Below are 15,801 nucleotides of genomic sequence, written 5' to 3' on the forward strand. Positions count from 1 at the left end.
GCGCTGGGCAACATCCGTCGCGAAATACCCTTTGAGGTGAAGGAGGGAAGCCTAACGAGGCCAAAGGCGAATTTCGACGCGGCGGAACTGACGGTGGTGCCAAAACGCAGCCCCGGCGGCGATGTGGAAAGCCAGGCGAAAACCGAAATTACCAAAGACGATTTCAAGGACAGCGTCTACGGGCAGAACACGACCTTCGTGCCGGCGGGCGAACTCCTCCTCACCGGCAGCATCGGCCCTGCGCGTGCGCAGGAAACGCTTGCCATCAAGGCGGGCGAGACGATCAGCCACGATCTAGTCATCCCAAGCGGCGTGGTCGTTGCCAAGGCGGCCTACACGGACGGTGGCAAGGCTGTGGAAACGGACGATATCCGTTTCGAAGCGCTTTCAGCCAAGGAGACGCTTGATGGCACGCGCCAGACCATCAACGGTGTTTACGGCACCGGCAAAACCATGGAAATGCCTGCCGGCGATTTCGTGATGCGCGCGCGTCTGGGCAAGGTCACGGTGGAACAGCCCTTCACCATAACTGCAGGAAAACGCACCGAGATCAACCTCAACCTCGATGCTGGTGTTCTGGCAATCACGGCACCGGGTGCGGAGCGGATCGACATCGTCGAAACGACCAAGGACCTTCAGGGTACGCAAAAGGAAATTTCCGGCCGTTATGGCAACCGGCATCAGGAGACCCTGCATCCCGGCGATTATTCGGTGAAGGTGAGCTACGACAAGAAATCCGGGCGCGAGCCGAAGGAGATCAAGGCGACGGTCAAGGCCGCCGAGAGAACCGAGACGAATGTGCCGGAGTAGCAGTAAGCCGCTGCCCGGCCGGGTGCGGCGGCGGCTCGCCAATTTTCACGCCGGTAAATCCTGATGCCGCGATGCGATCGCACAGCCTAATCCACTGGCAGCCGCGACAGGCCTGCCGGATGTCTCCGGCAGCAAAGGCCAGACGCATTTTCTCCAGTAGCTCCGGCGTTGCGCGCAGCCGCTTTCCGGCGGTTATTGTCTCGTTCAAAAGCGTTGAAACCGAAAGCCTGGCCGCCTCGTCCCTCTGCACCACGCCCTCGTTGAAACAGTGGGCATGGGTTTCACACAACAGGCCAACGCAGATATCGTCCGGCCCATCGACCAGCTCGATATCCTCTTCGCCAGCGTTCAGCCGAGCGGCGACACGGTCGTAGTTTTCGACAAAGCCGGAGGTATATCCCTTCCCCACATAGGTCAGCATGCAGAGAAGGTGATGGGGGCGAAGGCGGACCGTCACGGGACGCGTTTCCGATCAAGAAAACAGATCGGCGGACAAAGGAAAAATCCGCTCCGTGATTTCGCCGTATCAGCAGCCATACATGCTCCCTTCACGCACCGCGGATCGTCATCGCGGCCGGATATCGATAACCGACTTTTCGGGCGGAGTCCAAACGAGCCCAGCCAATCGTTCACGGCCTATCCGACGATGGCAAAGGCATCGTGCACCGAGCCTGAAGGGGTGCGGATTGCCTTGCGGCCGATCCATTGCACGTGCCCGTCGAGAATTCGCACCGCCTCCTCGGCACGGCCGCCGCGCAATGCGTCGAGGATTGCGCGGTGATCGGTATCGGTGCGGCGCTCCCATCCTGCCCGCCAGGCGGAAAACAGGAACCGGGCGCTCGCGGCATGCAGGCCGTCGATCGCCTCCATCAGGCGCGGCATGTTGCAAGGCGCCGTGATGAGGCGGTGGAAGCGGCGATTGGCCTCTTCCCAATGCTGCACATCGACCGCGCTATCGCCTTCGAGCGTGGCGGCCTCCGCCTGGTCGAGAATGGCTGAAGTCATGTTTGGAATGGCGTGGCGCAGCGCCAGAACCTCAAGCGCGGCGCGCATTTCCGCGACTTCGCGCACATCGGCAAGGCCGAAATCCGCGACCCGCACGCCGCGGCGCGGAATGCTGGCGGCCAAGCCCTGCGCCTCCAGCCTGCGGAACGCTTCGCGCACCGGCACATGCGATGCGCCGAATTCGGCGGCGATGTGATCCTGCCTCAGACGTTCACCCGGCGACAGCTCACCGCGCACGATGCGGTCAGCCAGTGTGCGGCTGATGCGTGCGGCAATGGTATCTTCGGGTCTGGTTTTCGCTGTCTTGGGCATAACATCCCATAACGCATCCGGCGCTGATCTGTGTAGCGGTTTTTGCAAGCAGGAAACGCGCAAAGCCAAATCCCAGCTATGAGCCGGGCGCGACCGACCCTTGCGGGCCAGCCGGTTGAGCTTGACGCGGACTTGGTCTAAAAGCCCGGGCATCACTTTTTTCCAAGGCAAATCCGATACAGGGAGCGCCCATGAGCGGCTTCGACCTCATTATTTTCGACTGTGACGGCGTTCTGGTCGATTCCGAAATCATCGCCGCACAGGTGGAGTCCCGCCTTCTGACCGAGGCCGGGTATCCGATCTCCGTCGAGGAAATGGGCGAGCGTTTCGCCGGCATGACCTGGAAGAACATCCTCCTGCAGGTGGAAAGCGAAGCCAGCATCCCGTTTTCCGCATCGCTGCTCGACAAGTCGGAAAAGCTGCTCGACGCGCGGCTGGAACGCGACGTGAAGATCATCGAGGGCGTCAAGTTCGCTCTGTCGCGCCTGACGACACCGCGTTGCATCTGCTCGAATTCCTCCAGCCACCGCCTCGACATGATGCTGACGAAGGTGGGCCTGAAGCCCTATTTCGCACCGCATATCTACTCCGCCAAGGATCTCGGAGCCGACCGCGTCAAGCCGAAGCCGGATATCTTCCTGCATGGCGCAGCCCAGTTCGGCGTTTCACCGGATCGCGCCGTGGTAATCGAGGATTCCGTGCACGGCGTGCATGGTGCAAAGGCAGCCGGCATGCGCGTCATCGGCTTCACCGGCGCATCCCACACCTATCCGAGCCATGCCGACCGGTTGACGGATGCGGGCGCGGAAACGGTGATTTCACGCATGCAGGACCTGCCCGCCGTTATTGCAGCGATGGCGGAGTGGGAAGGCGCTTTTTAATCTCTGGCTTTGTCACAAACGCCACTTCGTCATGCTCGGGCCTGTCCCGAGCATCTGCAACGACTTGATTCCACGATACGTGTTCGGATCCTCGGGACAGGCCCGAGGATGACGTTGCGTATGAGCCATGGTTTGTTTGCGATCTGCCCGAAAGCCCGCAACAGCAGCCTCCGGTTTTTACATTTCGCCCGTCAAATCACCGGCGCTTGGTCTTGGCCTTTGCGCCCTGCTCGGCAAAACCGATATAGACACTGACCGACCTCGGTGCGCCGCCCGGTCCGTTGGGAATGGCGACATGATCGTTGTTGAAGATGAACTGCGTGCCGGCACCGCCTGCAGCAACGTCGATGGCGAAATTGGTCGTTTCGCCGTAAATCTCGCCGTCGCCGTCCTTAACGGTGACGCGGATCGGTACGGTCACGCGGCCGGGCTTCGACATCGGGCCGGGAACGAGGCGGCCCTGGGCCAGCACGTTTACCGTCAGGGTGGTTTCGTTCGCGGTACAAGAGCGCGTCGTGTCTGACAGCGAAACCTGATAGGCGAGTTTCTGCGGATCGTCCTTTGCGCCACCGGCATACACGCGGTGGACGGCATTGGCATCGAGAACCGTGACCGTCGGGCAGTTGGCCTGCACCACCGGAGCAACGGCATTTGCCTGCGCCGCCGGAGGGTTGACGGCAAGCGAATCTGACGGATTGGAGGAATTGCATCCTGCAACAACGGCCAGAAGCGACATCGCGGCGGACAAACGCAAGAAATTCCCTGACACTCTTCTAATTCCCTCTCCATTGTCCCGGAACCGAACCGGAGACGCTGTTTATTGACCTTTCACGCAGGTTGGCGATGGTCTATAGCAGCGACGCCGGAAAAAATCGATTGGCATGTTTGGTTTTGCTTGAATTTTCAAAAAAGCCCTTCATTACCTCGCCAATCGCCTCATTCCGGCGGGATGCTGCTGATAAAGAGCCGGTAACGGCAACGGACAGACCGGTAAACGACAAGGGACTATCTCGTGAAATATGTATCGACCAGGGGTGCGGCCCCTTCGCTTGGTTTCTGCGACGCGCTTCTGGCGGGCCTTGGCCGTGATGGCGGGCTTTACGTGCCGCGCGAATGGCCCTCCATGTCGAAAAAGGAAATCCGCAACCTGCGCGGCAAGTCCTATCAGGACATCGCGTTTGAGGTTCTCTACCGTTTCACCGGCGGTGAAATTCCGGCCGACAAGTTCAGGGCGATGATCGACGACGCCTATGCGACGTTCCGCCATCCGGCCGTAGCACCCCTGACGCAGACCGGGCCAAACACCTTCGTGCTGGAGCTTTTCCACGGCACCACGCTTGCCTTCAAGGACGTGGCGATGCAGCTTCTCGCCCGCCTGATGGATTATACGCTGGCTGAGCGCGGCGAGCGCGCTACCATCGTCGGCGCCACCTCCGGCGACACCGGCGGCGCAGCCATCGACGCCTTTGCCGGGCGCGAGCGCACCGACATCTTCATCCTTTTCCCCAACGGCAAGGTCTCTCCGGTGCAGCAGCGCCAGATGACGACCTCCACCGCCTCCAACGTGCATGCGCTGGCGATCAACGGCAATTTCGACGATTGCCAGAACCTCGTCAAAGAAATGTTCAACGACGCGAAATTCCGCGACGGCGTCAAGCTTTCGGGCGTCAACTCCATCAACTGGGCGCGCATCATGGCGCAGGTGGTCTATTATTTCACGGCGTCCCTGTCGCTCGGCGGTCCCGACCGGAAGATTTCCTTCACCGTTCCAACGGGCAATTTCGGTGATATCTTCGCCGGTTACGTCGCCAAGAAGATGGGCCTGCCGATCGACAAGCTTGTCATCGCCACCAACGACAACGACATTCTGGCGCGTACGCTGAAGACCGGCCGTTACGAGATGCGCGGCGTCACGCCCACCACCTCGCCCTCGATGGACATCCAGATATCCTCGAATTTCGAGCGGCTGCTGTTTGAGGCCTATGGCCGCGATTCCGCTGCGGTAAAGGCGTCGATGGATGGCCTCAAGCAATCCGGCGCGTTTGAAATCCCGCCGCATGCGCTGAAATTCATCAAGAAGGATTTCCGCGCCGGCCGCGCCACCGAAAAGCAGGTGGCGGCGACGATCCGCGATACGCTTGAGAAAACCGGTTACCTGATCGACCCGCATACGGCGACCGGCGTTTTTGTGGCGGAAAAACACGAAAAGGCATCAAGCCCGATGGTGGTCCTGTCCACTGCCCATCCGGCTAAATTCCCGGCCGCCGTAAAATCCGCTTGCGCAATCGACCCGGCGCTTCCAGTATGGCTAGCCGACATTATGAACCGGGAGGAGCGTTTCGACATTCTGGACGCAGAGCTGAAGACGGTGGAAACCTTCATCGGCAGCCACGCACGCGCCGGCAAATAGAGACGCGGAAAGACTTGATATGAGAGTTAATGTGACCCGGCTTTCGTCCGGGTTGACCGTTGTCACGGAAAGAATGCCGCATCTCGAAAGCGTTGCTCTTGGGGTGTGGATCAAATCCGGGTCCCGCAACGAGACGACTGCCGAGCACGGCATCGCCCATCTTCTCGAGCATATGGCCTTCAAGGGTACGGCGCGCCGTACCGCCCGGCAGATCGCCGAAGAGATCGAAAATGTCGGCGGCGAAGTCAACGCCGCGACATCGACGGAAACAACTTCATACTACGCCCGCGTCCTGAAAGACCACGTTCCGCTCGCCGTCGATATTCTTGCAGACATCCTGACGGAGTCGCTGTTCGACGAAGACGAGCTGGAGCGGGAGAAAAACGTAATCCTCCAGGAAATCGGTGCCGCCACCGATACGCCTGACGATGTGATTTTCGACAATTTTTCCGGCGTCGCCTATCGCGACCAGACCATCGGCCGCCCGATCCTCGGCACTCCGGAAACCGTGCAATCCTTCACCAGCGCCCAGATCAGGCATTATCTCGCCCGCAACTATACAACGGATCGCATCTTCGTCGTTGCAGCAGGTGCTGTCGACCACCAGAGCTTCGTGAAGCAGGTGGAAGAACGTTTTGCCTCGCTGCCGCAGCTGCCGGTCACCACGCCGGTTCTCGAAAAGGCGATCTATACCGGCGGGGAAATCCGCGAGACCCGTGACCTCATGGACGCGCAGGTGCTTCTCGGCTTCGAGGGCAAGGCCTATCACGCCCGCGATTTCTACTGTTCGCAAATTCTCGCCAATATTCTCGGTGGCGGCATGTCATCGCGCCTGTTCCAGGAAGTGCGAGAGTCCCGCGGCCTTTGTTATTCCGTTTATGCCTTCCATTGGGGTTTTTCCGACACCGGCATTTTCGGCGTGCATGCGGCGACCGGCGGCAACGACCTGCCGGAACTGATGCCCGTCATCGTCGACGAGTTGCGCAAGTCTTCCCAGACCATTCATCAGGAAGAAATCGACCGCGCCCGCGCACAAATCCGCGCGCAACTGCTGATGGGTCAGGAAAGCCCGGCAGCCCGTGCCGGCCAGATGGCACGGCAGATGATGCTTTACGGCCGGCCCATCCCCAATGAGGAGATGATGGAGCGCCTGAACGACATCACGCGGGAACGCCTGACCGATCTTGCAGGACGGCTGTTTTTCGATACAGTTCCGACGTTGTCTGCAATTGGCCCGCTCGAACAGCTGCCGCCTCTTTCAGACATTACTGCCGCGCTTTCCGCGCAGCAGCCCGCAAGGATAAAGGCGAACGGCTGAGGGTTGCGGTTTCTTTCCGTACAGGGATGGTGAATGCTGCGTTTTCTTTCCCGACATAACGACACCCCGGAACTGCGCAGCGCCAACCATCTTCTCAGACTGCCGCGCTATGGCGATTTCAAGCAGTGGCACGTTCTGCGCTCGGAAAGCCGTCAGTTTCTCCAGCCATGGGAACCCACCTGGCGCCCGGACGAACTGACGGAAGGCTCCTTCCGCACGCGTGTGGTGCGCAACGGCCAGGAGTTTTCCTCCGGCACCGCCGTGTCGTTTCTGCTATTCGAGAAGGAGACGTTGCTCGTTGGCGGCATCACCATCGGTTATATCAGGAGGGGTGCTGCACAAAGCTGCATGATAGGATACTGGGTGGGCGAACGCTACGCCGCGCAAGGCCATATGTCTGCCGCATTAAAATTGGTAATACCCTATATCTTCAACGGACTTCAGTTGCACCGTATCGAGGCAGCCTGTATTCCGGAAAACTTCAAAAGCATCCGGCTTCTCGAAAATGCCGGGTTCCAGCGGGAAGGCCTCTTGCGGGAATATCTGAAAATCAACGGCCAATGGCGGGATCATACGATGTTTTCCCTTCTTGCCGACAAGCAAAGCTCCAGTGGAACGAAGTACGATACATGACTTACACTCACTCTGCGCCGTGCCTGTCGAAACGTCTGGCGGCAATTGCACTGGCTGCGCCGTTCTTCCTGTTTTTCCTGCTTTTTTCGTCTCTTTCCTACGCCTTCGAGCCGGTGAAGATTTCCCGTGACGATACGGCGCTCGATCTCACCGCGACAACCGATATCTATGCCAATCAGGGTGAAGCCTTTCAGGTCTCGACCGCGCCCGGTCCGGATGGCATCCGCCGCCGTATCGAGGTGCGCGCCAGCTCCACCGACCATCAGGGCGACTGGGCCGTCTTCGCGCTCGCCAACGTCTCGGAAGAGCAGCTGGAGCGCGTTATCGTCGCACCGCATTTCCGTCTGGTGAATTCCAAGCTGTTCTGGCCCGATCTCGGCTCGCAGCGCATCATCGCGATCACACCGAGCGAAGGCTTTGCGCTTGACCGGCAGCCAAGCCCGGATGCCGACGTCTTCCGCATCACGCTCAATCCCGGCTCCGTCATCACCTTCGTCGCCGAGCTGTCGACACCGCAATTGCCGCAGATCTATCTGTGGGAACCGGAAGCCTACAAGGATACGATCAACGCCTTCACGCTCTATCGCGGCATCGTTCTCGGCATTGCCGGCCTGCTGGCCGTGCTCCTGACCATCCTGTTCGTCGTCAAGGGAACCTCGGTTCTGCCGGCGTCGGCCGCGCTCGCCTGGGCGGTGCTCGCCTATATCTGCGTCGATTTCGGCTTCCTTGAAAAACTCATCACCGTCACATCCAGCGATCAGCGAATATGGAGGGCGGGCGCCGAAGTGGCTCTCGCCTCCAGCTTCGTGGTCTTCCTGTTCACCTATCTCAATCTAAACCGCTGGCACGCGCATCTGGGTTATGCGACCTTTGCCTGGGTGGTGGGGCTGGCGCTGCTGTTCGGCGTCGCGATTTACGATCCTTCGGTCGCCTCCGGTATCGCGCGCGTCTCCTTCGCGCTGACGGCGACGGCCGGCATCGCACTCATCATCTATCTTGGCTTCAACCGTTACGACCGGGCGATTTTGCTCGTTCCGTCCTGGGCGCTCATCCTCGTCTGGTTGTTCGGCAGCTGGCTGACGGTGACCGGACAATTGGACAACGACATCGTGCAGCCGGCGCTTGGCGGCGGGCTGGTGCTGATCGTGCTTCTGATCGGCTTCACAGTCATCCAGCATGCCTTTGCCGGCAGCGCCTATCAGCAGGGCCTGTTTTCCGATCTCGAACGGCAATCTCTCGCACTGACGGGCAGCGGCGATACCGTGTGGGACTGGGACGTGACGCGCGACCGCATCGTCACCACACCTGATATTTCCAACCGTCTGGGGCTGGAGCCCGGCACGATGCATGGTGCTGCGCGCAACTGGCTGCCGCGCCTGCATCCTGACGATCGCGACCGGTTCAAGGCAACGCTCGACGTGCTGCTCGACCATCGCAAGGGCCGCCTCAATCACGAATTCCGCATTCGCGCTGAAGACGGACATTTCCATTGGCTGCAAATCCGCGCGCGCCCGGTTCTCGGCTCCAACGGCGAAATCATCCGCTGCGTCGGCACCATCACCGACATCACCGAGCAGAAGAACTCGGTGGAGCGGCTGTTGCAGGATGCGATGAATGACAATCTGACCGGGCTACCAAACCGGCAGGTCTTCCTCGACCGCCTGCAATCGATCCTCAACCTCTCCCCCGAAAGCGACGGCGTGCGCCCGACGGTGATGGCGATCGATATCGACCGTTACAAGCTGGTCAACGATACGCTCGGCATTGCTGCAGGCGACAATATCCTCATCGCGCTGACACGGCGTTTGCGCCGCCTGTTGAAACCGCAGGATACGCTGGCGCGTCTAGGCGGCGATGAATTCGGCCTGATCCTGACCTCGGAGCGCGATCCGCAGCGGGTGGCCGATTTCGCCGATGCGGTGAACAAGGCAATCATGGTGCCGATCAATTTCGCCAATCGCGAAATCATCCTCACCGCCTCCATCGGCCTCGTTTCATGGATTGACCAGCAGGAAAGTGCCGCAGGTCTCTTGAGCGATGCGGAACTGGCGATGTACCGCGCCAAGCGCGCTGGCGGAAACCGCGTCGAGCCGTTCCGTCCCGCTTTCCGCACGTCCGGCACCGACCGCCTGCAAATGGAAAGCGATCTTCGCCGCGCCATCGAGCGCAAGGAGCTGTCGCTCGCCTATCAGCCCATCGTCAAGCTTGACGATGGCGCGCTGGCCGGTTTCGAGGCGCTGATGCGGTGGGAACACCCCAAGCGCGGCAACATTCCGCCGAGCGAATTCATCCCCATCGCGGAAGCCTCCGGCCTGATCGAACCGCTCGGCATGTTCGCGCTGGAAAGGGCAGCGACCGACCTGATGGACTGGCAGCATTCCATCGAGAAGATGCCGATCTTCATCTCCGTCAATATTTCCAGCGCGCAATTGCTGAATAACGAACTGTATAACGACGTGCGCGGCATGCTGACGCGAACGCGCTGTAATCCGCAGCAGCTGAAGCTGGAGCTGACGGAATCCGTGGTGATGGAGAACCCGGAACAGGCGCGGCTGGTGCTTTCCAAGCTGAAGGAAACGGGCATCAGCCTCGCCATGGACGATTTCGGCACCGGCTATTCGTCACTTGCCTATCTCACCCGCTTCCCCTTCGATACGATCAAGCTCGACAAGGCACTGGTGGCAAATACCAGCGACAAGCGCAACGTGCTGCTGCGCTCCGTTATCGCCATGGCGCGCGCTCTCGATATGCAGGTGGTGGCGGAAGGCATTGAAACGCCTGAGGATGCGGCGGAACTCTCACGCATGAACTGCCATTTCGGCCAGAGCTTCCTGTTCGGCACACCGGTTTCCGGCGATGCGGCGCTGAAGCTTCTGCGGGAGCGGTTCCAGCCGACGAAGCGAGCTTCGTAAGAGGTATTGGAATATGGGGTGGTAAAGGGCTACTCCATCCACCGCCGTCATTCCGGCATTGAGCCGGAATGACGGGAGAAGGAAACGACGCGTTTCCTGACTATGACTTCTTGTGTCTCGTATTCACTGCGCCATCGAGAACTGCTGCATCTGCTGTTGAGGCATCGCGTCGATCCTGCCGTGTAGCAGGTCGTGGATGAATTCCATCTTGCTCACAACAGGCGGGGCCAGCACGAAGGGATAAAGGTCCGCCTCCCCCATGCTGCGCTGGATCGAGTTGATGGCGACGCTGAGCGGAATCCAGGCCTTGACCAGTTGTGCGGCGCTACGGGCATTATAGGGATCGAAAGTGACCTCCGCCGCCATTTCCTCATGTCCGTCGGGGTCTATCGCCACACCAAAGGCGCGCGCGGTTTCCAGCGTATCGACGATGTGAAGATAATGCGCGAAACACTCAGCAAAATCCTCCCAGGGATGCACGGAGGCATAGGCGCTTATGAAGGTTTCCTGCCAGTTGGGGCGCGGCCCCTGCTCGTAATTGCACTGTAGGGCCGCGGCATAGTCTTCGCGCTCATCGCCAAATACCGCGCGGCAGGCCTCCAGCCGGTTCTCATCACGAACCAGCTTGTTCCAGATGAAATGCCCAACCTCATGACGGAAATGGCCAAGCATGGTGCGATAGGGCTCGTTCATGTTGGTGCGCACCTGCTCGCGCGTCGCATCATCCACCTCTGCCGCGCGAATGGCGATCAGGCCCTCGTCGTGGCCGGTCATGGCGGGAATGACCGAACCGTCGGGCGCGACCTCGTCGACCAGAAAGTCGAAGACTAGCCCGCCGACAGGATCGGCATCGCGGTTGGGATGCGGCAGGCCGAGACGCAATATCGAATAGAACAAATGCCGTTGCGCCTGGCTGATGCCGCGCCATTGTACGATACCCTCATCCGTCGCGATATTTGGAACGAGACGGTTATGGCTGCAGGCCGGGCAAAAGGCGTTCTGGCTTTCCGCCGGCACAGACCAGTTGCAGATGTCGTTCACCTCATTGGCGCAGAACCGCACCTGTCTTTCCGGCTGGGCCACGAGTTGCCAGTTCGGCTCACCCGCAGGCGCCAGCGCTTCCATGGAAAGGCGCTCCGGCACGAAGGCCAGACGATGGCCGCAAGAGACACAGAAACGATTGTCGAAGTGGACCGGCTGGCCACAGGAAGCGCAGGAAAAAAGCTTCATTCATGAAACCCTTGCGGTGGATGAATTGGGTGAAGGCGAATATAAGAGACCAAGGTGAAAGGCGTAACAAACCCGCCCTTCAGGGCCCCAGACGACAAGAGCGCATGTGCGATAACACATGCGCTCCAAAGCACCGCATCAAAGACACGGGAGCCCGTCAGGTGGCATTACATACGATCAACGACACCCTTGACCGCATCCTTGGCCTTGCCGACGTTCTTCTGTACCTTGCCTTCGGTTTCCTGAGCGGCACCCTTGGCGCGCAGCTCGTTGTTGCCGGTTGCTTCGCCGACGTTTTTCTTGACCTTGCCAGCAACTTCCTTGGCTGTACCGGCGATCTTGTCTGATGTGCTACCCACGTTACTGCTCCCTAGTTGAGCCGTACTGTCTGTGCGGCTTTCGGGATTGTTAACGTCAGGGATTGGGATTGGTTCCAGCAGTCGACAAAAGGAGCATCACGAAAAAATCAGGCGTGGCCGGCTTCCGCAGAAAGCATGCGAGCATCCACACCCATAAGCGCAAGCGCCCGCTCGTATTTGTTGTCCAGTCCACGGTCGAAAATCAGCTCTTCCGCCGCCGGGCAATTCAACCATCCATTATTGGCGATCTCGTTTTCCAGCTGACCCGGACCCCAGCCGGCATAACCGAGCATCATGGTGGCCTTTTGCGGGCCGCGACCATTGGAAATGGCGCGCACGATATCCAGCGTCGCCGTCAAGGAAATGTCGTCGCTGACCGGAATGCTCGATTCACTTAAATAGTCATCGGAATGCAGCACGAAACCCCGGCCAGATTCGACCGGGCCGCCGCATTGGATCGGAAATTCCCGGGTGCGGTTGGGCAGCATGATGGCGTCGTTGCTGTCCACCAGCTTCAGATGCAGCAGAATATCCGTGAAGGTGATCTGTTGCGGCCGGTTGATGATGAAACCCATGGCTCCGGCATCCGAATGGGCGCAGATATAGACCACCGAACGGGCAAAATTGCCATTGTCCAGCCCCGGCATCGCAATGAGGAACTGGCTGTCAAAAAAGCCACGTTCGCGTTTGTCCATCAGGGTTGAAAAGCTCACCGGCGCCTCCAGCTTGCCGAATTCCATCATTGAATGGGAAAGCGGCGTTCGCACTTCGACAAAGCACAGGATGCGGCATCGCGCCCGATCAATCAACCGAAAATGATGAACCGCACGAATTCGTAACTGGTCCATCGGGCGATGTTGGGTTAGACGGAAAGAATGAGCGTCAGGACATTCTTTCGATTTTCACATCTTCGCCTCGCCGTTGCCTTCGCCGCCCTTCTCGGTAGCGGGCAAGTAGTGCAGGCCGAAATTACCGACTGGGCGAGAAGTGAAGGCGGCCAGATGCGTGTGGCAAGCCTTGCCATGGATGCGGACGGCGTGGTGCGCGGCGTGTTGCAGATCGAGCCTAAAGACGGCTGGATAACCTATTGGCGCGAACCAGGCGAAGCTGGAATACCGCCCAAGATCACGCTTGATCCGGCAAGCGGTGTAAGCCTGACATCGATGGCCTATCCTGTTCCCAAGCTCATCGCGAACGGCGATATCACCGATATCGGCTACGATCACGCCGTCAGCATTCCCTTTCAGTTGAAAGCCGTGGACGCCAAAGCGGGAGGCAATATCGACCTCACCGCCTTCATCGGCGTCTGCCAGAATATCTGCATTCCCTTTGAGGCGACGTTTTCGATCAGCCGCGGCAATGCGGGCGATGACGACCACGAAGAGCGGCGATTGCTGGAAGAGGCGCGCGAGACGCTGCCAGAGGCTGCGTCCGACGATTTCAAGGTTGTCGATTTCCACATCACGCCCGACAAGACCATGCTTGGCGTGCAATTGCAGCTGCCGGAAAACGCGCCGAAGGAGACCGAGATATTCATCGCCGGCCCCTCCGGTTTTGCCTATTATGAGCCGCAGAACCTGGTGCGAGACAAGCGCAAGCTCTCCTTCTACATGAACATCAAGGGCTTGCCAAAAACCTATCAGGTGCAGGGCAACAGCTGGCCCATTCTGGTCAAATCCGGCGATCGGACCATGGAGACCATGCTCAATTTTCCAAAGCCCTGACCGTTCAGGCGGCATATCCCGAATGGCTGTCTCAGCCATGGAATTTCCCGCGAAAACCGTATGACAGTTTTCTTTTCCTTGCTCTATAGTCGCGCGAACCAAACGGCCATAGGAGCATGGACATGACTATCAAGATCGGCGAAAAACTGCCTTCCGCAACCTTCAAGGAAAAGACCGCCGATGGCCCGGTGGAAACCACCACCGATGCGCTTTTTGGCGGCAAGACGGTGGTTCTTTTCGCCGTACCCGGCGCTTTTACTCCCACCTGCTCGCTGAACCACCTGCCGGGCTACCTCGAAAACCGCGACGCCATTCTCGCAAAGGGCGTGGATGACATCGCCGTCGTTTCCGTCAACGACTGGCACGTCATGGGCGCATGGGCACAATCGTCCGGCGGCCAGGGCAAAATTCACTTCCTCGCCGACTGGGACGCCGCCTTCACCAAGGCGCTCGGCCTCGATGCCGACCTCTCCGGCGGTGGCCTTGGCGTGCGCTCCAAGCGCTATTCGATGCTGGTGAAAGACGGCGTGGTTACATCGCTCAACGTGGAAGAAAATCCCGGCCAGGCGACGGTCTCGGCCGCTGCAGCGATGATCGAGCAGCTTTAATGATGAGTCTTGGCACAGGGGGTGTGACCTCCTGTGCCAAGCAGCTGCAAACACAGTTCAGTTTTGCAAATATTAGAAACAAAAGATATATTTTATATAAAATCCAATATTGAAAAGAACTTCAGTTACTCTATCAATGTATAGAGTAATACAGTTGATTCTTTTATTTAAGTAAAAAGATATACAATCTTTTCACGCCGTAGAATTTCTGTGTATTTTTGAAATTATATGTGTTAGGCGGCTCGTAAAATGGATTTAGTAAAGATTTCACGGGGTTGTCGATATTTTTGCAAACTGAAAAATTCCTGTTTTTTTGCCAGCACTTTTACATCACTGTTCCGTTTCGCTACCCCGATAGCGGTAGCGGCGGGATTGACTGGAACTGCCTACGCCGCCGAGCAAAGCGCTCCTAAATTCCTTCACAACGTCGATCCCATTCCTACGTCGAACGCTGTTTCGATCAGTGCAGACGGCACGATTGTGGTTGGGTACTACAAAAAAAACCAAAATTGGAGTGCCTATCGCTGGACCGTTTCGACCGGCGTTTTAGAAGACATCGCTGTACTACCCGGCACCAAATCCTCTGAGGCATTTGGCGTGAATGCAGACGGCTCAGTCATTGTCGGAACATATTATACGGATACAAAATTTCGCCCTTTTCGTTGGACCGCAAGCTCAAGCGGCATGCAGGAACTTAGCGTTCCGGCCGGAATAGATAACGCAACGGCGATGAGTGTGAGCGCAGATGGTTCCGTGATCGTCGGTTTTGCAATGCGGGGTGGCAGTATCCATGCGGTACGCTGGACTGGACCCTCGGCAATCATGCAAGAACTCGGATCGCTGACACCCGGAGGACAATCCGACGCATTTGGTGTCAGTGCAGACGGGTCAGTAATCGTAGGGCAATCCTTTGGGAATGGGAGTCAATCGTTAGCTTACCGATGGACTGCCGCAACCGGAACAATGCATGCTCTCGGTACCCTTTCGGGAGGGACCACTTCTACGGCCGTCGCTGTAAACTCCGACGGTTCGGTGGTCGTGGGTATGGCCAATTTCAGCGGCGCAGGGATTGCCGGTACCAACAATGAAATCCGCGCCTTCCGATGGACCGAGGCGAGCGGCGTCATGCAGGAACTCGGTGTTTTGGCTGGAAGCCGATCATCTCTCGCCAGAGCTGTAAGCGCGGACGGCTCTGTCGTTGTCGGTCAATCGGAGTCCACTAGCGGAACAACAGGCTTCCGTTGGACGAGCGCGACCGGCATGATTTCCGTCAAAGACTGGCTTCTCAACAATGGCGTTGCCGTCGCCAGCGATTTTTCAACCGCCACCGCGGAAGATGTCAGTGCTGACGGCAATATCGTGGTCGGGCAGACAAAAGACAATAGGGCCTATATCGCCCGTGTGGTGCCCCCGACAACAACGGCCGACAGCTCTAAGGATGGAAAAGTTCACACCAGAACGCCGCCGCCGGCCGCCACTCCGACACCCACCCCGGCGTTCCCAACTGCAAACATGCCGGCCCCCACCACCGCTTTGCCACCGACACCTGCATTCCTCACCAACACCGCGCCGACCCCTGCGCCCCTCAACACGCCGACC

The 15,801-nt window shown here is 58.8% G+C and carries 14 protein-coding genes and 1 pseudogene; 9 read left to right on the forward strand and 6 right to left on the reverse strand.

Annotation, left to right across the window (positions count from 1 at the left end; translation table 11 throughout):
- The coding region (locus T18_RS05470) for a hypothetical protein (RefSeq protein WP_323455197.1) at positions 1-810 on the forward strand (810 nt) is incomplete at its 5' end.
- Here the strand turns inward: T18_RS05470 and T18_RS05475 are convergent.
- Both T18_RS05475 and T18_RS05480 read right to left on the reverse strand, forming a co-directional pair.
- A complete protein-coding gene (locus tag T18_RS05475) occupies positions 770-1,231 on the reverse strand; it encodes a DUF1284 domain-containing protein (RefSeq protein WP_038492706.1) in 462 nt (153 codons plus the stop codon). The two genes, T18_RS05470 and T18_RS05475, sit on opposite strands and share 41 nt — an antisense overlap.
- A 215-nt stretch (positions 1,232-1,446) precedes the next feature.
- The gene (locus T18_RS05480) at positions 1,447-2,127 is read right to left on the reverse strand and encodes a GntR family transcriptional regulator (protein WP_013635630.1); all 681 of its coding nucleotides are present in this window, start codon (positions 2,125-2,127) and stop codon (positions 1,447-1,449) included.
- A gap of 191 nt (positions 2,128-2,318) precedes the next feature.
- Here T18_RS05480 and T18_RS05485 point away from each other — a divergent pair, with 191 nt between their 5' ends.
- Positions 2,319-3,008 carry an HAD family hydrolase gene (locus T18_RS05485; protein ID WP_003511821.1) on the forward strand — a complete coding sequence of 230 codons (690 nt, stop codon included), beginning with the start codon at positions 2,319-2,321 and terminating at the stop codon, positions 3,006-3,008.
- A gap of 196 nt (positions 3,009-3,204) precedes the next feature.
- On the opposite strand, the gene T18_RS05490 is transcribed toward T18_RS05485, so the two are convergent.
- The gene (locus tag T18_RS05490) at positions 3,205-3,744 is read right to left on the reverse strand and encodes a hypothetical protein (RefSeq protein WP_003511819.1); all 540 of its coding nucleotides are present in this window, start codon (positions 3,742-3,744) and stop codon (positions 3,205-3,207) included.
- Between the two features lie 276 nt (positions 3,745-4,020).
- Between T18_RS05490 and thrC the strand changes: the two genes are divergently transcribed.
- From thrC to T18_RS05510, 4 genes are read left to right on the forward strand one after another with little or no spacing between them, the layout of a single operon-like run.
- On the forward strand, positions 4,021-5,418 hold the full coding sequence (thrC, locus tag T18_RS05495) for a threonine synthase (RefSeq protein WP_003511817.1): 1,398 nt from the start codon (positions 4,021-4,023) through the stop codon (positions 5,416-5,418).
- A gap of 19 nt (positions 5,419-5,437) precedes the next feature.
- Positions 5,438-6,736 (forward strand): M16 family metallopeptidase, encoded by a 1,299-nt coding sequence (locus T18_RS05500; protein ID WP_003511816.1) that lies wholly within the window; start codon positions 5,438-5,440, stop codon positions 6,734-6,736.
- A 33-nt stretch (positions 6,737-6,769) separates the two neighbouring features.
- Positions 6,770-7,369 carry a GNAT family N-acetyltransferase gene (locus T18_RS05505; RefSeq protein ID WP_003511814.1) on the forward strand — a complete coding sequence of 200 codons (600 nt, stop codon included), beginning with the start codon at positions 6,770-6,772 and terminating at the stop codon, positions 7,367-7,369.
- The gene (locus T18_RS05510; RefSeq protein WP_003511812.1) at positions 7,366-10,281 is read left to right on the forward strand and encodes an EAL domain-containing protein; all 2,916 of its coding nucleotides are present in this window, start codon (positions 7,366-7,368) and stop codon (positions 10,279-10,281) included. The genes T18_RS05505 and T18_RS05510 overlap by 4 nt, the downstream gene beginning before the upstream one ends.
- A 123-nt stretch (positions 10,282-10,404) precedes the next feature.
- Here the strand turns inward: T18_RS05510 and T18_RS05515 are convergent, their stop codons facing one another.
- The 3 genes from T18_RS05515 to T18_RS05525 form a co-directional block, all read right to left on the reverse strand.
- On the reverse strand, positions 10,405-11,511 hold the full coding sequence (locus tag T18_RS05515) for a putative zinc-binding metallopeptidase (RefSeq protein ID WP_038490096.1): 1,107 nt from the start codon (positions 11,509-11,511) through the stop codon (positions 10,405-10,407).
- A gap of 167 nt (positions 11,512-11,678) precedes the next feature.
- Positions 11,679-11,870, reverse strand: coding sequence for a CsbD family protein (locus T18_RS05520; RefSeq protein WP_003511808.1), 192 nt, complete (start codon positions 11,868-11,870; stop codon positions 11,679-11,681).
- A gap of 107 nt (positions 11,871-11,977) precedes the next feature.
- Positions 11,978-12,583, reverse strand: a complete 606-nt coding sequence (locus T18_RS05525) for a YqgE/AlgH family protein (RefSeq protein WP_003511807.1) — start codon at positions 12,581-12,583, stop codon at positions 11,978-11,980.
- A gap of 162 nt (positions 12,584-12,745) precedes the next feature.
- Between T18_RS05525 and T18_RS05530 the strand changes: the two genes are divergently transcribed.
- The 3 genes and pseudogenes from T18_RS05530 to T18_RS26560 all read left to right on the forward strand — a co-directional run.
- Positions 12,746-13,594 carry a protein-disulfide reductase DsbD domain-containing protein gene (locus T18_RS05530; protein WP_038490093.1) on the forward strand — a complete coding sequence of 283 codons (849 nt, stop codon included), beginning with the start codon at positions 12,746-12,748 and terminating at the stop codon, positions 13,592-13,594.
- Between the two features lie 122 nt (positions 13,595-13,716).
- A complete protein-coding gene (locus tag T18_RS05535; protein WP_003511803.1) occupies positions 13,717-14,202 on the forward strand; it encodes a peroxiredoxin in 486 nt (161 codons plus the stop codon).
- 249 nt (positions 14,203-14,451) lie between these two features.
- Positions 14,452-15,801, forward strand: a pseudogene (locus T18_RS26560) (hypothetical protein); the annotation flags it as partial.

Origin of the sequence: Rhizobium sp. TBD182 (assembly GCF_001950375.1) — a bacterium.
GTDB classification, from domain to species: Bacteria; Pseudomonadota; Alphaproteobacteria; order Rhizobiales; family Rhizobiaceae; genus Agrobacterium; species Agrobacterium tumefaciens.